The 19,161-nt window shown below is 58.5% G+C and carries 19 protein-coding genes; 15 read left to right on the top strand and 4 right to left on the bottom strand.

Going from position 1 to position 19,161, the window contains the following annotated elements:
* The first annotated feature begins 283 nt into the window (after nt 1-283).
* The 9 genes from rhaB (at nt 284) to rhaM (ending at nt 10,173) form a co-directional block, all read left to right on the top strand.
* Nucleotides 284-1,753, top strand: a complete 1,470-nt coding sequence (gene rhaB, locus IAE48_RS18635) for a rhamnulokinase (RefSeq protein ID WP_200135238.1) — start codon at nt 284-286, stop codon at nt 1,751-1,753.
* Nucleotides 1,750-3,009, top strand: coding sequence for an L-rhamnose isomerase (locus IAE48_RS18630; RefSeq protein ID WP_200135237.1), 1,260 nt, complete (start codon nt 1,750-1,752; stop codon nt 3,007-3,009). Before rhaB ends, IAE48_RS18630 begins: the two co-directional genes overlap by 4 nt.
* 94 nt (nt 3,010-3,103) lie before the next feature.
* Nucleotides 3,104-3,934, top strand: coding sequence for a rhamnulose-1-phosphate aldolase (rhaD, locus tag IAE48_RS18625; RefSeq protein WP_200135236.1), 831 nt, complete (start codon nt 3,104-3,106; stop codon nt 3,932-3,934).
* 116 nt (nt 3,935-4,050) lie between these two features.
* Nucleotides 4,051-5,037 carry a rhamnose ABC transporter substrate-binding protein gene (gene rhaS, locus IAE48_RS18620; protein WP_094422595.1) on the top strand — a complete coding sequence of 329 codons (987 nt, stop codon included), beginning with the start codon at nt 4,051-4,053 and terminating at the stop codon, nt 5,035-5,037.
* A 45-nt stretch (nt 5,038-5,082) separates the two neighbouring features.
* Nucleotides 5,083-6,594, top strand: a complete 1,512-nt coding sequence (locus IAE48_RS18615; RefSeq protein ID WP_200135235.1) for a sugar ABC transporter ATP-binding protein — start codon at nt 5,083-5,085, stop codon at nt 6,592-6,594.
* Complete coding sequence (locus tag IAE48_RS18610; protein ID WP_094422599.1) at nt 6,591-7,595, top strand: ABC transporter permease; 1,005 nt, start codon at nt 6,591-6,593, stop codon at nt 7,593-7,595. The genes IAE48_RS18615 and IAE48_RS18610 overlap by 4 nt, the downstream gene beginning before the upstream one ends.
* A complete protein-coding gene (locus IAE48_RS18605) occupies nt 7,592-8,596 on the top strand; it encodes an ABC transporter permease (protein ID WP_200135234.1) in 1,005 nt (334 codons plus the stop codon). The genes IAE48_RS18610 and IAE48_RS18605 overlap by 4 nt, the downstream gene beginning before the upstream one ends.
* A 117-nt stretch (nt 8,597-8,713) precedes the next feature.
* Nucleotides 8,714-9,862 (top strand): lactaldehyde reductase, encoded by a 1,149-nt coding sequence (gene fucO / locus IAE48_RS18600; protein WP_200135233.1) that lies wholly within the window; start codon nt 8,714-8,716, stop codon nt 9,860-9,862.
* Entirely contained in the window at nt 9,859-10,173 is a 315-nt protein-coding gene (gene rhaM, locus IAE48_RS18595; RefSeq protein WP_054804141.1) for an L-rhamnose mutarotase, read from the top strand. The genes fucO and rhaM overlap by 4 nt, the downstream gene beginning before the upstream one ends.
* A 42-nt stretch (nt 10,174-10,215) precedes the next feature.
* On the opposite strand, the gene IAE48_RS18590 is transcribed toward rhaM, so the two are convergent.
* Nucleotides 10,216-10,764: a helix-turn-helix domain-containing protein gene (locus tag IAE48_RS18590; protein WP_200135232.1), complete on the bottom strand. Its 549-nt coding sequence runs from the start codon at nt 10,762-10,764 to the stop codon at nt 10,216-10,218.
* A gap of 101 nt (nt 10,765-10,865) precedes the next feature.
* Between IAE48_RS18590 and IAE48_RS18585 the strand changes: the two genes are divergently transcribed.
* Nucleotides 10,866-11,528 (top strand): AzlC family ABC transporter permease, encoded by a 663-nt coding sequence (locus IAE48_RS18585; protein WP_200135231.1) that lies wholly within the window; start codon nt 10,866-10,868, stop codon nt 11,526-11,528.
* Nucleotides 11,528-11,851, top strand: a complete 324-nt coding sequence (locus tag IAE48_RS18580; protein WP_042712304.1) for an AzlD domain-containing protein — start codon at nt 11,528-11,530, stop codon at nt 11,849-11,851. Before IAE48_RS18585 ends, IAE48_RS18580 begins: the two co-directional genes overlap by 1 nt.
* A 46-nt stretch (nt 11,852-11,897) precedes the next feature.
* On the opposite strand, the gene IAE48_RS18575 is transcribed toward IAE48_RS18580, so the two are convergent.
* Both IAE48_RS18575 and fdhD read right to left on the bottom strand, forming a co-directional pair.
* Nucleotides 11,898-12,107, bottom strand: a complete 210-nt coding sequence (locus tag IAE48_RS18575; protein ID WP_124971010.1) for a YdgH/BhsA/McbA-like domain containing protein — start codon at nt 12,105-12,107, stop codon at nt 11,898-11,900.
* A 124-nt stretch (nt 12,108-12,231) separates the two neighbouring features.
* Nucleotides 12,232-13,071, bottom strand: a complete 840-nt coding sequence (gene fdhD / locus IAE48_RS18570; protein WP_200135230.1) for a formate dehydrogenase accessory sulfurtransferase FdhD — start codon at nt 13,069-13,071, stop codon at nt 12,232-12,234.
* Nucleotides 13,072-13,228: 157 nt separating this feature from the next.
* Between fdhD and fdnG the strand changes: the two genes are divergently transcribed.
* The 4 genes from fdnG to fdhE are packed head-to-tail and all read left to right on the top strand — an operon-like array spanning nt 13,229 to nt 18,755.
* Nucleotides 13,229-16,279, top strand: coding sequence for a formate dehydrogenase-N subunit alpha (gene fdnG / locus IAE48_RS18565; RefSeq protein ID WP_200135229.1), 3,051 nt, complete (start codon nt 13,229-13,231; stop codon nt 16,277-16,279).
* Between the two features lie 12 nt (nt 16,280-16,291).
* A complete protein-coding gene (gene fdxH, locus IAE48_RS18560) occupies nt 16,292-17,194 on the top strand; it encodes a formate dehydrogenase subunit beta (RefSeq protein WP_023479333.1) in 903 nt (300 codons plus the stop codon).
* A complete protein-coding gene (gene fdoI, locus IAE48_RS18555; protein WP_023479367.1) occupies nt 17,191-17,829 on the top strand; it encodes a formate dehydrogenase cytochrome b556 subunit in 639 nt (212 codons plus the stop codon). The genes fdxH and fdoI overlap by 4 nt, the downstream gene beginning before the upstream one ends.
* Nucleotides 17,826-18,755, top strand: a complete 930-nt coding sequence (gene fdhE, locus IAE48_RS18550) for a formate dehydrogenase accessory protein FdhE (RefSeq protein ID WP_023479362.1) — start codon at nt 17,826-17,828, stop codon at nt 18,753-18,755. Before fdoI ends, fdhE begins: the two co-directional genes overlap by 4 nt.
* A 35-nt stretch (nt 18,756-18,790) precedes the next feature.
* On the opposite strand, the gene IAE48_RS18545 is transcribed toward fdhE, so the two are convergent.
* Entirely contained in the window at nt 18,791-19,159 is a 369-nt protein-coding gene (locus tag IAE48_RS18545; protein ID WP_200135228.1) for a type II toxin-antitoxin system VapC family toxin, read from the bottom strand.
* Nucleotides 19,160-19,161 lie beyond the last annotated feature (2 nt).

Below are 19,161 nucleotides of genomic sequence, written 5' to 3'. Positions count from 1 at the left end.
GAAACAGTCTCAAAATAGTAATTAAGGGCGGCCAACCTCACCTTTAATTTTCGACGCCATTTCGCGCATAAGCTGCCCGTTTTTCAAGAAACGCCCGGAAAGATCGGGAAATGTGGCGAGAGTCACAATGGCGCAACGCCGCGTCATCACTGGAATTTGTGAACTCTCTCACGTTCATCTTTGCTTTCTTGCCAGCGCCCCTCCGCCACTGTCAGTAGCAAGAAGGTAGACCCCACGCCCCCTTTTTTAGACTGTCCGCAATGACTCTTTGAAGGACCTCATCATGACTTTTCGCCACTGCGTCGCGGTTGATTTAGGTGCCTCCAGCGGACGGGTAATGCTGGCGCGTTACGATCGCCAGAGCCGGGCGCTGACACTTCAGGAAATTCACCGCTTTGTTAACTGCTTACAGAGAGTCGACGGCTTCGACTGCTGGGATATCGACCGCCTTGAAGCCGAGATCCGCACCGGGCTGCAAAAGGTGTGCGAATCCGGCGTGCAGCCTGACAGCATCGGCATTGATACCTGGGGCGTCGATTATGTGCTGATTAACCGCGCGGGCGAACGCGTTGGCCTGCCAATCGCCTACCGCGACAGCCGCACCGACGGCATTATGCAGCGCGCTTTCCAGCAGCCGGGCAAAGCCGATATCTATCGCCGCAGCGGCATCCAGTTTCTCCCCTTCAATACTCTTTACCAGCTGCGCGCACTGGCGGAACAGCAGCCGCACACCTTACAGCAGGTGGAACACGCCCTGCTGATCCCGGACTACTTCAGCTTCCGCCTGACCGGGCAGCGCAACTGGGAGTACACCAACGCCACCACCACGCAACTGGTCAATATCAACACCGACAACTGGGACGCCACGCTGCTCGACTGGGCTGGCGTGCCCGCAAGCTGGTTTGGTACACCGACCCATCCCGGGAATGTGATTGGCGACTGGATCTGCCCGCAGGGCAACGCCATTCCGGTGGTCGCCGTTGCCAGCCACGATACCGCCAGCGCAGTGATCGCCTCGCCGCTGGCCGATCACGATGCGGCATACCTCTCTTCCGGTACCTGGTCATTAATGGGCTTTGAGAGCAAAACGCCCTACACCAGCGACGCCGCGCTCGCCGCCAATATCACTAATGAGGGCGGTGCCGAGGGGCGCTACCGGGTGCTGAAAAATATCATGGGCTTATGGCTGCTACAGCGAGTGCTGAAAGAGCAGAACATCAGCGACCTGCCCGCACTTATCGCCCTTACCGAACAGATCGCGGTCTGCCACTTCATCATCAACCCCAACGATGAGCGTTTTATCAACCCGGCGAACATGAGCGCCGAGATCCAGGCTGCCTGCCGCGACGCGGATCAACCCGTGCCGCAGAGCGCGGCGGAACTGGCACGCTGCATTTTCGACAGCCTCGCTCTGCTCTATGCCGATGTGCTGAGCGAGCTGGCCACCCTGCGCGGCAAGCCCTTTACCCGCCTGCACATTGTTGGCGGCGGCTGCCAGAACCAGTTGTTAAACCAGCTTTGCGCCGACGCCTGCGGTTTGCCGGTGGTCGCCGGGCCGGTTGAAGCCTCAACGCTCGGCAATATTGGCGTACAGCTAATGACGCTCGATGAGCTGACCAACGTCGATCAGTTCCGTCAGGTGGTGGCGGCTAACCACCCCCTGCTCACCTTTACCCCCGATTCTGATAATGAAATCGCCCGCTATGTCGCGCGTTTTCAGCAAAAACGACAGACAAAGGAGCTTTGCGCATGACCACTCAACTTGAACAGGCCTGGGAGATTGCCAGAGAGCGTTTTGCCGCGGTCGGCATCGACGCCGAGGAGGCGCTGCGTCAGCTCGATCGCCTGCCGGTCTCGATGCACTGCTGGCAGGGCGACGATGTGGCCGGGTTCGAAAACCCGGAAGGCAGCCTGACCGGCGGTATTCAGGCCACCGGTAACTATCCGGGTAAAGCGCGCAACGCCGCCGAATTACGCGCCGATCTTGAGCAGGCGCTGAGCCTGATCCCCGGCCCTAAACGCCTTAATCTGCACGCGATTTATCACGAAGCCGATGCGCCCGTGGCGCGCAACGAGATCAAACCGGAGCACTTTAAAAACTGGGTTGCGTGGGCGAAAGCCAACAAGCTGGGGCTCGATTTTAACCCCTCATGCTTTTCGCACCCGCTCAGCGCCGACGGTTTTACTCTCTCCCACGCCAATGATGAGGTGCGCCAGTTCTGGATTGAGCATGTAAAAGCCAGCCGCCGCGTCTCTGCCTCGTTTGGCGAGCAGCTCGGCACGCCGTCGGTGATGAATATCTGGGTACCGGATGGCATGAAAGATGTCACGGTCGATCGCCTGGCCCCGCGCCAGCGTCTGCTGGCGGCGCTCGATGAGGCGATGAGCGAGAAACTGAACCCGGCGCACCATATCGATGCCGTGGAGAGTAAGTTGTTCGGCATCGGTGCCGAGAGCTACACCGTCGGCTCGAATGAGTTCTACATGGGGTACGCCACCAGCCGCCAGACCGCGCTCTGCCTGGATGCGGGCCACTTCCACCCGACGGAGGTGATCTCCGACAAAATCTCCGCCGCCATGCTCTATGTGCCGCGTCTGCTGCTGCACGTCAGCCGCCCGGTGCGCTGGGACAGCGATCACGTGGTGCTGCTAGATGATGAAACCCAGGCCATTGCCAGCGAGATCATTCGTCACAAGCTGTTCGATCGCGTGCATATCGGCCTCGACTTCTTTGACGCCTCTATCAACCGTATCGCCGCGTGGGTGATTGGCACCCGCAATATGAAAAAAGCGCTGCTGCGCGCCCTGCTGGAGCCGGTTGAACAGCTGCGCCAGCTGGAAGCCGACGGCGATTACACCGCGCGCCTTGCGCTGCTCGAAGAGCAGAAATCCCTGCCGTGGCAGGCGGTGTGGGAGATCTATTGCCAGCGCCACGACACCCCCGCCGGTAGCCAGTGGCTTGAGAGCGTGCGGGCGTATGAGCAAGCGGTATTACGCCAGCGCCAGTAACGCTGTACCGGATGGCGAATTACAGAGAAACCGATTCACGTAGGCCGGATAAGCGCAGCGCCATCCGGCAACAGAACCAACAGGAACTCCATACATGCAGACCATTATTAACGCCTGGTTCGTCCAGGGGATGATTAAAGCGACGACCGACGCCTGGCTAAAAGGCTGGGACGAGCGCAACGGCGGCAACCTGACCCTGCGTCTCGACGATGCGGATATTGCGCCCTATGAAGCAGATTTCCACCCGCAGCCGCGCTACATTCCCCTCAGCCAGCCGATGCCGCTGCTCGCCAACACGCCCTTTATCGTCACCGGCTCCGGCAAATTTTTCCGCAACGTGCAGCTCGATCCAACGGCCAACCTCGGCGTGGTTAAAGTCGACAGCGACGGCGCCGGTTACCACATCCTGTGGGGGCTGACTAACGAAGCGGTACCGACCTCCGAGCTACCGGCGCACTTCTTGTCCCACTGCGAGCGCATCCAGGCGACCGACGGCAAAGATCGGGTGATCATGCACTGCCACGCCACCAACCTTATCGCCCTGACCTACGTGCTGGAAAACAGCTCGGATCTGATTACCCGCAAGCTGTGGGAAGGCAGCACCGAGTGCCTGGTGGTCTTCCCGGACGGCGTCGGCATTCTGCCGTGGATGGTGCCGGGCACCGATGAAATCGGCCGCGCCACCGCCAACGACATGCAGAAACATTCGCTGGTGCTGTGGCCATTCCACGGCGTTTTCGGCAGCGGCCCGACGCTGGATGAAGCTTTTGGCCTAATCGACACCGCAGAAAAATCCGCCGAGGTGTTAGTCAAAGTCTATTCGATGGGCGGTATGAAACAGACCATCACCCGTGAAGAACTGATCGCACTGGGCAAACGCTTCGGCGTCAACCCGCTGCAATCGGCGTTAGACCTGTATCACTAAAAAAACGCGCCCCGCTCACGCAGACGGGGCGAACTCTGTTCACCTGCAAAAAACCACTCCCTGGTGATTTCGGCAACACGAAAGCGAACGGGAGTGTCATCCGTGGAGTACGAGCAATGAAAACAAAAGCAAGCTTGATCCTCACCGTTGTCATGATGGCGTTATCCGGTTCCGCCATCGCCGAAGTGAAAATCGCCCTGGTGGCGAAATCGTTAGGGAATGGTTTTTTTGAAGCCGCCAACACCGGCGCGCAGGAGGCAGCGAAAGAGTTAGGCGACGTTAAAGTGATCTACACCGGGCCGACCACCACCACCGCGGAAGCGCAGATCGAAGTGCTGAACGGCTTGATCGCCCAGGGGGTAGATGCGATCGCCATCTCCGCCAACGATCCCGACGCGGTAGTGCCGGTGCTGAAAAAAGCGATGCAGCGCGGTATCAAAGTAGTGTCCTGGGACTCCGGCGTGGCGAAAGCCGGGCGACAGATCCACCTTAACCCCTCCAATAATGCGCTGATTGGCGAAACCAACGTCAAGCTTGCCGCCGATGCGCTGAAAGCGCTGAATGTTGAGAAGGGCGACGTTGCTATTCTGAGCGCCACGCCCACCTCCACCAACCAGAATATCTGGATTGCGGAGATGAAAAAGGTGCTGCCGAAGTACCCCTCCGTCAATCTGGTCACCGTCGCCTATGGCGACGACCTCTCCGATAAAAGCTACCGCGAAGCGGTCGGCCTGCTGAAGTCCTACCCGGATCTGAAAGTGATTGTCTCCCCCTCCTCCGTCGGCATTGTCGCCGCCGCGCAGGCGGTGAAGGATCAGGGCAAAATCGGCAAAGTCTACGTTACCGGTCTCGGCTTGCCCTCTGAAATGGCGGGCGCCATCAAATCCGGCGCGAGTAAAAGTTTTGCCATCTGGAACCCGATCGATCTTGGCTATGCCGCCACCTATTTAGCGGACGATCTGGTGAAAGGGACAGCGACGAAAACGGAAGCCAGCATGGGCCGCTTAGGAAAAGTGACGCTGGATGCCGACGGCAATGGCGCGATGGCGCAACCCTTCGTCTACGATGCCAGCAATATTGATAAGTTCTCGAAGATGTTCTGACCCTTTCCCCTCTCTGACGGGAGGGGGCAAAACCGGAGAGTTATCATGACGGCATCCACCCCACTGCTGTCGCTTAAGGGCATCAGCAAGCGCTTTCCCGGCGTGCGCGCACTTGAGAACGTACAGCTTGATCTCTGGCCTGGCCACGTAACCGCCCTGATTGGCGAGAACGGCGCGGGCAAATCGACGCTGGTCAAAGTGATGACCGGCATTTATCAGCCCGATGAGGGCGAGATCCTCTATAAAGCGATCCCCATCTCTCTGCCAACGCCCGATGCGGCGCACAGAGTGGGCATTACCGCCATTCACCAGGAGACGGTGCTGTTCGACGAGCTGTCGGTCACCGAAAATATTTTTGTCGGTCACTATCTCTATAAAGGGCTGCTGAAAAAGCTCGACTGGCCCGCCATGCATCAGCAGGCACGGGCACTCCTCGCCCGGCTGGAGGTGCAGATCGATCCGCGTGCGACGCTTAAAACCCTCAGCATTGCCCAGCGCCATATGGTGGCGATTGCCCGCACGCTCGCCTTTGACGCGCAGGTGGTGATCCTCGACGAGCCGACCGCCGCCCTCTCGCAGCACGAGATTCTGGAGTTCTACCACATCGTTGAGCGCCTGAAGCAGGAGGGGAAAGCGATCCTCTTTATCTCGCACAAGTTCGATGAAATTTTCGAACTGGCGGATCACTACACCATTTTGCGCGACGGCGTCTTTATCGAATCCGGTGCCATTAAAGAGATTACCGAAGCGCGGATGGTGACGCTGATGGTCGGGCGCGCCATCAGCCAGAGCTGGCCGAAAATCCCCTGCGAGCCGGGCGAGGTGGTACTGGAGGTGAAGGATCTCTGCCATGCCACCGAGTTCGCCCATATCAACTTCAGCCTGCGCAAAGGGGAGATCCTCGGCTTTTATGGCCTGGTCGGTGCCGGGCGTACCGAGCTGATGCAGGCGCTCTGCGGCGTAACGCGTCCCGCTTCTGGCGACATTATCCTTAACGGCAAAGCGGTGCAGTTCCGCCAGCCAGCGGATGCGATTCAGGCCGGGATTGTCTGCGTGCCGGAAGAGCGCCAGCAGCAGGGGGCGATCACCGCCCTGTCGATTGCCCAGAACATCAGCCTGCCGCAACTGAGCACGCTCAACGCCAACGGGGTGCTAAACGATGCCAAAGAGTGGGCGCTGGCGGAGGAGTACGCCCGCCGTTTGCAGGTTAAAGCCTTTAGCTGGAAGCAGGCGGTTGAGACGCTCTCCGGCGGTAATCAGCAAAAGGTGGTGATCGGTAAATGGCTCGCCACCCAGCCGCAGGTGATTATTCTCGATGAGCCGACCAAAGGGATCGATATCGGTTCGAAAGCGGCGGTGCACCAGTTTATGTCCGAACTGGTGGCGCAGGGGCTGGCGGTGATTATGGTCTCCTCCGAACTGCCGGAAGTGATGGGGATGGCGGATCGGGTGATCGTCATGCATGAAGGATTGATGGTCGCGCACTACCGGGCCGGAGAAGCGTCGGCAGAAACCATTGTCAGCGCCGCTAGCGGTGCCGGGCAGGAGGCCGCATGATGAACGCACTGCTTAAACATCGTGAAGCGCTGCTCGGCGGGGTAATTGTGCTGCTGATGCTGGCAATCGGCAGCCGCGTACCTGCCTTTATCAGCCCCGGCAACCTGGTAGAGATGTTCAACGATACCGCCATCCTGATTATTCTCGCCCTCGGGCAGATGATGGTGCTGCTGACCAAAGGGATCGATCTGTCGATGGCGGCAAACCTGGCGCTCACCGGCATGATCGTCGCGCTGATTAACTTCCATCACCCGGATGTGCCGGTGTGGGCGTTGCTGCTGCTGGCAACCGCGCTCGGGCTGGTGATGGGGATTATCAACGGCCTGCTGGTGTGGAAACTGGGTATTCCGGCGATTGTGGTGACGCTCGGCACCATGAGCATCTACCGCGGCATTATCTTTCTCCTCTCCGGCGGTGGCTGGGTGAACGCCAACCAGATGAGCGCCGATTTCCTTGCCGTACCGCGCAGCGGACTGTTGGGGCTACCGGTACTGAGCTGGTGCGCCATCGCCGCGCTGCTGCTGGTCGGCTACTTCCTGCGCTACAGCCGCAGCGGACGGGCGCTCTATACCGCAGGCGGCAACGCCACGGCGGCCTACTACACCGGCATCAACGCCGGAAAGATGCAGTTTGTCAGCTTCTGCCTCTCCGGCGCGCTGGCCGGGTTCTGCGGCTACTTGTGGATCTCGCGCTTCGCCGTCGCCTATGTCGATGTCGCCAACGGCTTTGAGCTACAGGTGGTAGCCGCCTGCGTGATTGGCGGCATCAGCACCATGGGCGGTAGCGGGCGCGTGCTCGGCTGTCTGTTTGGCGCGCTGTTCCTCGGCGTTATCAACAATGCCCTGCCGGTGATTGGCGTCTCGCCCTTCTGGCAGATGGCGATCTCCGGCACGGTGATCGTGATTGCGGTGCTGCTCAACGAGCGTGGCAATAAGCGCAAAGGGCGGTTGATCCTGCGCGATGCGGCGCTGGCCCGGCAGAAACAGGCGGTGAAATCATGAGCAAAATCCTCACTTCTGAAGCAGTAAATAGCCCGGCTTCGCCGACGCCACTCTTGCGCCGTCTGCTCTGCTGGGAGGGGTTTTTACTGGCGGTGACGCTGGCGGTGTTTGTGGTCAACGCCCTCGCCTCGCCCTACTTCCTTAATATCTGGAACCTGTCAGACGCCACCTTCAACTTCACCGAGAAGGCGATCATCGTACTGCCGATGGCGATGCTGATTATCGCCAGAGAGATCGATCTCTCAGTCGCCGCCACCATCGCGCTCAGCTCAACGGCGATGGGCTTTTGCGCGCAGGCGGGCGTCGATACGCCGCTGTTAGTCTGCGTGGGATTGGGCGTCGGCTTGCTGTGCGGGTTGTTCAACGGCTTTCTGGTGACCCGCTTCAACCTCTCATCGATTGTCATCACCATCGGCACCATGAGCTTGTACCGCGGCATCTCCTACATCCTGCTGGGCGACCAGGCTCTGAATAGCTGGCCGGAGAGCTTCGCGTGGCTCGGCCAGGGCTACGTCTGGGGCGCGCTGTCGTTCGAGTTTGCGCTCTTTATTGTGCTCGGGCTGCTGTTTGCCTTTCTGCTGCATAAAACCAACTTTGGCCGCCGCACTTACGCCATCGGCAATAACCCGACCGCCGCGTGGTATGCCGGGATCAATGTCAAACGCCACAACCTGATCCTCTTTGCGCTGGTGGGGTTAATGGCGGGGCTGGCATCAGTGCTGCTCACTTCGCGCCTCGGCAGCACGCGCCCGACCATCGCGCTGGGCTGGGAGCTTTCCGTGGTGACGATGGCGGTGCTCGGCGGCGTCAATATTCTCGGCGGCTCCGGCAGCATGGTTGGCGTGATTATCGCCGCCTTTTTGATGGGGCTGGTGACCTTTGGCCTGAGCCTGCTCAACGTGCCGGGGATCGTGATGTCAATTATTGTCGGCGCGATGCTGATCGTGGTGATTTCACTGCCGATCCTCACCCGCCGCCTGTTGCAGCGCAGGCGGCTGTAGCGCAGGCATGGCTTGCCGGATGGCGGCTTACATCAAAGCGCCAGCGGGAAAAAGTTTCAACCGGCGACAGGGAGCATTGCCGCTGGTCAGGATCCAATCAAATCAAGGAGAAATACGATGAGCTTTATGTTGGCACTGCCGAAAATCAGCCTGCACGGCGCGGGCGCAATTGGCGATATGGTGAAACTGGTGGCAGACAAAGCATGGGGTAAGGCGCTGATTGTCACCGACGGGCAGCTGGTGAAACTCGGTCTGCTCGACAGCCTGTTTACCGCGCTAAAGGCGCACGAGATGCCGTATCAGCTGTTTGATGGCGTCTTCCCCAACCCGACCGAAGCGCTGGTGCAGGAGGGGTTTGCCGCCTATCAGCAGGCAGGCTGTGACTACCTGATCGCCTTCGGCGGCGGTAGCCCAATCGATACCGCGAAAGCGATAAAAATCCTCACCGCGAACCCCGGACCGTCGACCGCTTACTCCGGCGTTGGCAAAGTGAAACACGCCGGGGTGCCGCTGGTGGCAATCAACACCACCGCAGGAACGGCAGCGGAGATGACCAGCAACGCAGTGATTATCGACAGCGAGCGCCAGGTGAAGGAGGTGATTATTGATGCCAACCTGATCCCCGATATCGCCGTCGACGATGCCAGCGTAATGCTGGCGATCCCCGCCGCGGTCACCGCCGCAACCGGCATGGATGCCCTGACCCATGCGGTCGAAGCCTATGTCTCCGTGGGCGCGCATCCGTTAACGGATGCCAACGCGCTGGAGGCGATTCGCCTCATAAACCAGTGGTTGCCGACCGCCGTTGCCAAGGGCGATAACCTTGAGGCACGCGAACAGATGGCTTACGGGCAGTATCTGGCTGGGATGGCCTTTAACAGCGCCGGGCTCGGGCTGGTGCACGCGCTGGCCCACCAGCCGGGCGCGACCCACAATCTGCCGCACGGCGTCTGCAACGCCATCCTGCTGCCGATCATCGAAAACTTTAACCGCCCCCATGCGGTGGCGCGCTTCGCCCGTATCGCGCAGGCGATGGACGTTGATACCCAAGAGATGAGCGAGGAGGCGGCAAGCCAGCAGGCGATTGCTGCCATTCGGGCGCTGAGTGCCAAAGTCGGTATTCCTTCCGGCTTTAGCGCGCTGGGCGTGCGCGAAGCCGATATCGAAGGGTGGCTGGATAAGGCGCTCGCCGATCCGTGTGCGCCCTGCAACCCGCGCAGCGCCAGCCGCGATGAGGTGCGCGAGCTCTATCTGGAGGCATTATGATCCGTAAAGCGTTTGTTATGCAGGTCAACCCCGATGCGCATGAGGAGTACGCGCGTCGCCATAACCCAATTTGGCCGGAGCTGGAAGCGGTGCTGAAAGAGGCGGGTGCGCACCATTACGCCATCTATCTTGATAAAGCACGCAACCTGCTCTTCGCCACGGTGGAGATTGAATCAGAAGCGCGCTGGGAGGCGGTCGCCCGCACCGAGGTGTGTCAACGCTGGTGGAAGCATATGCGCGACGTGATGCCTGCCAATGCCGATAACAGCCCGGTGAGCGCCGAGCTGGAAGAGGTGTTCTATCTGGCGTAAGCCGCTCCCTTCATCCCCTCACTGCACGCAGGGGATGAAGGCTCAATTCTGCTCGGCAACGAGGATCGCCTGCGTATCTGGCTCCAGCGCTTTAAAGATATGCTCGCGATCCGCCGGGTAACAGATGTAATCCCCTTCGTTTAACTCTTCAGGCGCCTCTGTCAGCCCGACCAGCGCCCGTCCCTGCGTCACAATAATGTGCTCGACGGAACCGGTGGGATGCGGATGGGAGATACGATCCGCGCCGGGCTGCGTCAGCAGCAGATAGATATCGCGCCGCGCGCCGGGCGGGCAGGTTGCCAGCAATATCGCCTGGTAGTGCGCCTGCTCGGCAACCACTTTGGTGCCTTCACCGCGGCGAATCACCTGCGTTTGCGGATTTTGCGGCTCCAGCAGGCGGGCAAACGGAATATCCAGCGCCACGCAGAGTGCCCACAGGGTTTCGAGGCTCGGATTACCGTTGCCCGCTTCCAGCTGCGAGAGCGTCGATTTCGCAATCCCGGCGCGGCGGGCGATCTCCGCCAGCGAGAGCCCGGTCCGCTGCCGCTCACGCGCCAGGCTTTTGGCGATAATAGCGATGGGTTGTGTCATACCGGCCTTAATGTTCATTTAATCGAACGTTATGTTCGTCTTGAAAAACGGTCTCAGGGTGTTCATTATAATGGATACACGTTCGATATGGCTAAAAAGCGATGTTCACAAGACACTTTTCTTCCCTTACACGCGACACGGTTAGAGCGATTGGGCTGGTCTGCCTGGCGGTCGGCGTTGTCGGCGTCTCCTATGGTTCGCTGGCGATGGCCTACGGCTTTCCGCTCTGGGTGCCGCTGATGCTCTCAACGCTGGTGCTGGCAGGCGCATCAGAGTTTATGTTTATCGGGATTGTCGCAAGCGGCGGTAGCCCGCTGGCAGCAGCGGTCGCCGGGCTACTGGTCAATGCCCGCCATATTCCCTTCGGCGTGACGGTGCGCGAACTGGTGGGTAAACGGGCCGCCGGGTTATTGGGCTGCCACATTATGAATGATGAGAGCGTGGTGTTCGGGCTTTCACAGTCCACCCCGGAACAGCGCAAAGCCGCCTACTGGCTCTGCGGGCTGGGCGTGGCGCTGCTGTGGCCGGTTGGCGTGCTGATCGGCGCATCGGTCGGGGCTTTTCTGCCCGCGCCGGAAACCATCGGTCTGGACGCAGTGTTCCCGGCGATTTTGCTGGCCTTAGTGCTGCCGGCGCTGAAAAAGCGCACCACGCTGATACGCGCCTGTAGCGGCGCAGCGCTCTCGCTGGCAACGGTCCCCTTCGCGCCGGTGGGGTTACCGGTGCTGCTCTCACTGCTTGGTTTACTGACGAGGAAGCGATAATGGCAAGCGTTGCACTGACTCTTGGCGGTATCGCCATTCTCTCGGTAGGCACCTATCTGATGAGGCTCGGCGGCGCGAAACTGGGCGGGCGTCTGGCGCTGTCGGAACGCGCACAGGGGCTGCTTTCGGATGCAGCGACCACGCTTTTGTTCGCTGTGGCGCTGGCCGCAATGCTCTATGAAGGGGATCACTTCGCCGGAATGGCGCGGGTTTGCGGCGTGCTGTTTGCGCTGTTTCTCGCCTGGCGCAAGATGCCGTTAATTGTGGTGATTCTGTCGGCAGCGGTGGTAACAGCTCTGCTGCGCCTGGCGGGTCTGCACTAAAACGAAAAAAGCGCCCGTAGGCGCTCTTTCGACGATGGTGCTTAACTTATTTGGTCAGTTCAGCGGTCATGTGAACCTGGTTGCCGTTATACGCTTCGGTGATCTGGTAAGAGGCACCAGCCTGTTGTGCCTGGGCTGCGATTTTCGCTTCAGCACCGCTCAGGGTGGTGTCAGTTGCGGTCACGGTTTGTGCAGCAAATGTACCGAAAGAGGAAGCGAGAGCGATAACTGCAACAAAAGTTTTGATGTTTTTCATGAGATAAACCCTTATGTTGTTTTGTTTAAGTGAGGCGCCGTGCCTCGATGAAAGTAATGATAGACCTCTACCCTCAAAACAAAAAGCGGAAGGATTTGTTAAACTTTTTCAGTTTTTTTGACGATTATTTAACACCCATTAATCGCTGTGGATGGGTATAAATTGTCGCCCTGCCCGGCTTGCAAAAACCGACCAGCGTCAGGTTACAACGCTCTGCCACTTCTACCGCCAGCGTAGTCGCCGCCGAGACGGCAAAGAGAATTTCGACGCCGCACATCGCCGACTTTTGCACCATCTCATAACTGGCGCGGCTGGAGACCAGCACCGCGCCGGAGGCCCACGTTTCACCGGCGCGCGCCCGGTGCCCAAGCAGCTTATCCAGCGCCACATGGCGACCCACATCTTCATGCCCGCCCGCCAGTTCGCCGGAAGGCAGCAGCCACGCGGCGGCGTGAGTGCAGCCGCTCAGCTGCCCGATCGGCTGCACATCGGTTAAGTGCGCGAGCGCATTATCCAGCGTGGCTAAATCAAAAGTCTGGGTGAACGGCAGCGGGGCGATGGGCTTGCCGATATCGTTAAGCTGCTCAACGCCGCAGACGCCGCAGCCGGTGCGCCCGGCCAGCGCGCGGCGGCGCTCTTTCAGCCCCATAAAACGGCGGCTGGAGAGCTCGATCTGCACTTCCAGCCCATTACAGGACGGCACAACCTCCATGCCGTAAATGTCGGCGGGGGTTTCAATAATCCCTTCGGATAAGGAGAAGCCGATGGCGAACTCCTCCAGATCTTTTGGCGATGCCATCATCACCACGTGGGAAATACCGTTGTAGACCAGCGCAACAGGCACCTCTTCCGCCAGCATGTCTGGCTGGGCCTGCTGCAGGTTGTCACGCTTCCAGAGCACGACTTCGCGTACGCCTGTGACTGATGTTGCATTTTTGTGCTTTTTAGTATGCAAAATGTTCACTTTGTATTAACTACCCTCGAACAAGCGTACCGACATTGTGGTATTCTCCGCGCATATCCTTCTTAAGCAGAGGGATATGCGGCAATTCTGAACCTTTGTGAAATTCACCGCAAAGAGAAAAAAAACGATAAGAGTAATGTCAACCCAGGAGTAACCCATGCAGGTCAGCAGAAGGCAGTTCTTTAAGATCTGCGCTGGCGGTATGGCAGGTACAACGGCTGCAGCACTGGGCTTTGCCCCCAACATTGCACTCGCGGAGACACGGCAATATAAGCTGTTGCGCACCCGCGAAACCCGTAATACTTGCACATATTGTTCCGTGGGCTGTGGGCTATTAATGTATAGCCTCGGCGACGGTGCAAAAAACGCCAAAGCGTCAATTTTCCATATCGAAGGGGACCCGGACCATCCGGTAAACCGCGGCGCGCTCTGCCCGAAAGGGGCAGGTCTGGTGGATTTCATCCACTCTGAAAGCCGCCTGAAATACCCGGAATACCGTGCTCCAGGTTCCGATAAGTGGCAACGCATCACCTGGGAAGATGCCTTTGAGCGCATCGCCAAACTGATGAAAGCCGACCGCGACGCCAACTATGTTGCGCAGAACGCCGAAGGCACCACCGTGAACCGCTGGCTGAGCACCGGGATGCTGTGCGCATCCGCTTCCAGTAACGAAACCGGCTATTTAACCCAGAAATTTACCCGCGCCCTCGGCATGTTAGCCGTCGATAACCAGGCGCGTGTCTGACACGGACCAACGGTAGCAAGTCTTGCTCCAACATTTGGTCGCGGTGCGATGACCAACCACTGGGTTGACATGAAGAACGCCAATCTCATCGTGGTGATGGGAGGGAACGCGGCAGAAGCGCATCCGGTGGGATTCCGCTGGGCGATGGAAGCCAAGATCCACAATGGCGCGAAGCTGATTGTTATCGATCCACGCTTTACGCGAACCGCCTCTGTTGCGGATTTTTATACGCCGATTCGTTCCGGTACTGACATCGCTTTCCTGTCAGGCGTGTTGCTGTACCTGTTGAACAACGAAAAATATAACCGCGAATATACCGAAGCCTATACCAACGCCAGCCTGATCGTGCGTGAAGATTTTGGCTTCGAAGATGGCCTGTTCACCGGCTATGACGCGGAAACACGCAAGTACGACAAAACCACCTGGAACTACGAGCTGGATGAGAAGGGTTTCGCTAAGCGCGATAAAACGCTGACTCACCCGCGCTGCGTGTGGAACCTGCTGAAACAGCACGTTTCCCGCTATACGCCAGAAGTGGTTGAAAATATCTGCGGGACGCCAAAAGCGGACTTCCTGAAGGTGTGCGAGTACATCGCGGAAACCAGCGTGCACGATAAAACCGCGTCGTTCCTCTATGCCCTGGGCTGGACGCAGCACTCCGTCGGCGCGCAGAACATCCGTACCATGGCGATGATCCAGCTGCTGCTCGGCAATATGGGGATGGCAGGCGGCGGCGTAAACGCCCTGCGCGGCCACTCCAATATTCAGGGTCTGACCGATCTTGGCCTGCTGTCGCAGAGCCTGCCGGGTTATATGACGCTGCCGAGCGAGAAGCAGAAGGATCTCCAGACCTACCTGACCGTCAATACGCCGAAACCGCTGCTGGAAGGCCAGGTTAACTACTGGAGCAACTACCCGAAATTCTTCGTCTCGATGATGAAAGCCTTCTTTGGCGACAAAGCGACGGCGGAGAACAGCTGGGGCTTTGACTGGCTGCCGAAGTGGGACAAAGGCTACGACGTTCTGCAGTACTTCGAAATGATGAGCCAGGGCAAGGTCAACGGCTATCTCTGCCAGGGCTTTAACCCGGTCGCCTCGTTCCCGAACAAGAACAAGGTGGTGGCATCCCTGTCAAAACTGAAGTTCCTGGTGACTATCGACCCGCTGAATACGGAAACCTCGACCTTCTGGCAGAACCACGGCGAGTCTAACGATGTCGATCCGTCGACCATCCAGACCGAAGTGTTCCGCCTGCCGTCGACCTGCTTTGCTGAAGAGAACGGCTCCATCGTGAACTCCGGCCGCTGGTTGCAGTGGCACTGGAAAGGCGCTGACGCCCCGGGCGAAGCGCTGAACGACGGTGAGATCCTGGCCGGTATCTTCTTACGTCTGCGTAAGATGTATGCCGCAGAGGGTGGCGCGAATCCGGAACAGGTTCTGAACATGACCTGGAACTACTCGACGCCGGAGAATCCGTCAGCGGAAGAAGTGGCGATGGAGAGCAACGGCAAAGCGCTGGTCGATATTATCGATCCGGTAAGCGGCGACGTGCTGGCGAAGAAAGGCAACCAGCTTGGCAGCTTTGCGCACCTGCGCGATGACGGCACCACCTCAAGCGGCTGCTGGATTTTCGCCGGGAGCTGGACGCCGGATGGCAACCAGATGGCGCGCCGCGATAACGCCGATCCGTCAGGCCTTGGCAATACGCTGGGCTGGGCATGGGCGTGGCCGCTCAACCGCCGTATTCTCTATAACCGTGCCTCCGCTGACCCGCAGGGTAACCCGTGGGATCCGAAGCGCAAGCTGCTCAGCTACGCCAATGGCAAGTGGGTGGGTGCAGATATTCCGGACTACAGCACCGCCGCTCCTGGCAGTGAAGTCGGGCCGTTTATCATGCAGCCGGAAGGGATGGGTCGCCTCTTCGCTCTCGATAAGATGATGGAAGGGCCGTTCCCGGAGCACTACGAGCCGTTTGAAACGCCGCTGGGCACCAACCCGCTGCACCCTAACGTCGTCTCGAACCCTGCCGCGCGCGTCTTTAAAGACGATCTCGCTGCGATGGGTAAAGCCGATAAGTTCCCGTATGTCGGGACCACTTACCGCCTGACCGAGCACTTCCACTACTGGACTAAACACGCGCTGTTGAACTCCATCGCGCAGCCGGAACAGTTTGTGGAGATTGGCGAGAAACTGGCGGGCAAGCTGGGCATTACGCAGGGCGATACCGTGCGCGTCTCCTCCAACCGTGGCTATATCAAAGCCAAAGCGGTGGTGACCAAGCGTATTCGTACCCTGAAAGTGGACGGCAAAGATATCGACACGATTGGTATTCCGATTCACTGGGGTTACGAAGGCGTGGCGAAGAAAGGCTTTATCGCCAACACGCTGACGCCGTTTGTCGGTGATGCGAATACCCAAACGCCAGAGTTCAAGGCGTTCCTGGTGAATGTGGAAAAGGTGTAACGGAGACGACTTATGGCTTATCAATCGCAAGACATCATCCGTCGTTCCGCGACTAACGGTTTCACTCCCGCGCCTCAGGCGCGGGATCACCAGCAGGAAGTGGCGAAGCTTATCGACGTCACCACCTGTATCGGCTGTAAAGCCTGTCAGGTGGCCTGTTCCGAATGGAACGATCTGCGTGATGAGGTGGGGCATAACGTCGGGGTGTATGACAACCCGGCGGATCTGACCGCCAAATCATGGACGGTGATGCGTTTCTCAGAAGTGGAGCAGAACGACAAACTGGAGTGGCTGATTCGTAAAGATGGCTGCATGCACTGCGCCGATCCCGGCTGTCTGAAAGCATGTCCGTCAGAAGGGGCTATCATTCAGTATGCTAACGGCATTGTCGACTTCCAGTCTGAGCAGTGCATTGGCTGCGGTTACTGCATCGCTGGCTGCCCGTTTGATGTGCCGCGCCTGAACCCGGAAGACAACCGCGTCTACAAATGTACGCTGTGTGTTGACCGTGTGACGGTGGGCCAGGAACCGGCCTGCGTGAAAACCTGCCCGACCGGCGCTATCCACTTTGGCTCCAAAGAGGATATGAAAAACCTCGCTGGCGAGCGCGTGGCAGAGCTGAAAACCCGTGGTTACGATAACGCAGGTCTGTACGATCCGGCCGGTGTTGGCGGCACGCACGTGATGTATGTGCTGCACCATGCCAATAACCCGAATCTGTACCACGGTCTGCCGGAGAACCCGGAAATCAGCGCAACCGTGAAGTTCTGGAAAGGGATCTGGAAACCACTTGCGGCGGTCGGCTTTGCTGCCACCTTCGCGGCCAGCATCTTCCACTATGTCGGTGTCGGTCCGAACCGCGCAGAAGAGGAAGAGGACAACCTGCATGAAGAGAAAGACGAGGTGCGCAAATGAGAAAACGTGACACCATCGTGCGCTATTCGGCACCCGAGCGCATCAACCACTGGATCACCGCCTTCTGCTTCGTGCTGGCGTCGGTGAGCGGGCTGGGGTTTTTCTTCCCCTCCTTCAACTGGTTGATGAACATTCTCGGGACGCCGCAGCTGGCGCGTATCCTTCATCCGTTTGTCGGCGTGGTGATGTTTGCCTCGTTTATAATCATGTTTTTCCGCTATTGGCACCATAACCTCATCAATAGGGATGATATCTTTTGGGCGAAGAATATTCGTAAGATCGTCGTCAATGAGGAAGTGGGTGACACCGGGCGCTATAATTTCGGTCAGAAGTGTGTGTTCTGGGCGGCGATTATCTTCCTGGTGTTGCTCCTGGCAAGCGGCGTGGTTATCTGGCGCCCTTACTTTGCACCCGCGTTTCCCATCCCGGTGATCCGCTTAGCGCTGATGGTGCATTCATTTGCAGCAGTTGCGTTAATTGTGGTTATCATGGTGCACATTTATGCCGCCTTGTGGGTTAAAGGCACCATAACCGCAATGGTGGAAGGCTGGGTTACCAGCACCTGGGCGAAGAAACATCACCCGCGCTGGTACCGGGAAGTTCGCAGCAAGACAACGGAAAAACCAACTGAATGAGTATTCGCATAATCCCGCAAGATGAGCTGGAGAAGAGCGAAAAACGCACGGCGGAAGTGATTCCGCCGTTGTTATTCCCCAGACTCAAAAACCTCTATAACCGCCGTGCGGAACGTCTGCGCACGCTGGCAGAGAGTAATCCGCTGGGTGATTATCTGCGTTTTGCCGCGCTTATCGCCCATGCCCAGGAGGTGGTGCTGTATGACCACCCGTTACAACTCGATCTGACGGCGCGTCTTAAAGAAGCTGCCGCGCAGGGAAAGCCGCCGCTTGATATTCATGTCCTGCCGCGCGATACGCACTGGCATAAGCTGCTGCATTCGCTGATCGCCGAGCTGAAGCCGGAGATGAGCGGCCCGGCGCTGGCGGTGATCGAGAACCTGGAAAAAGCCTCCGCACAGGAGCTGGAAGCGATGGCTAGCGCTCTCTTTGCCGCCGACTTCGCCTCCGTCAGCAGCGATAAAGCGCCCTTTATCTGGGCCGCGCTGTCGCTCTACTGGGCGCAGATGGCCAGCCTGATTCCGGGGAAAGCCCGCGCGGAATATGGCGAACAGCGCCAGTTCTGCCCGGTCTGCGGATCGATGCCGGTTTCCAGTACGGTGCACATCGGCAGCAGCCAGGGGCTGCGCTACCTGCACTGCAACCTGTGCGAAACCGAATGGCACGTGGTGCGCGTCAAGTGCAGCAACTGCGAGCAAACCCGCGATCTGCACTACTGGTCGCTGGATAACGAGCAGGCGGCAATCAAAGCGGAAAGCTGCGGCGACTGCGGCACTTACCTGAAGATCCTTTATCAGGAAAAAGACCAGAATGTCGAAGCGGTAGCCGACGATCTTGCGTCGCTGATCCTCGATGCCCGCATGGAGCAGGAAGGGTTCGCCCGTAGCTCCATCAACCCGTTCTTATTCCCCGGCGAAGGGGAGTAAAATCAGCAGGTCGCGGTAAATTTTTGCCCGGCCTGTTACTGATATGGGGTGAAAACCCCTGTTACAGACGCAAAATCTTTGATATTGCGCGTAACGAGGCAACGGCTATGTATCTGAGCTGTTGCAAGAATAATGGCATCGGGCAGCTTCATGCGATACGCCTGGCGCAGCTCAATGCTTCGTTCTGCTATGGGATGGGAAATCTCTATGACCTCAAGCGAATCAAGAAAAGCGCGTGTCGCATTTTCCTGCCCTACTTTTTTAGCGCCAACCAGCACTTCAATCCAGCTAATCAGGCTGATGGCGATCCTGCCATTGTAATCTTCAAAAGTGTTAGCAGCCTCTTCCCGGCCATTAAACAGATCAATCAAGATATTGGTATCAAATAACGCAAGGTTGCTCATAG

Source organism: Kosakonia sp. S57, from assembly GCF_016516575.1.
Taxonomy (GTDB): Bacteria; Pseudomonadota; Gammaproteobacteria; order Enterobacterales; family Enterobacteriaceae; genus Kosakonia; species Kosakonia cowanii.
Note: the sequence above shows the minus strand (reverse complement) of the source record. Positions and strands in the feature narration are given on the sequence as shown.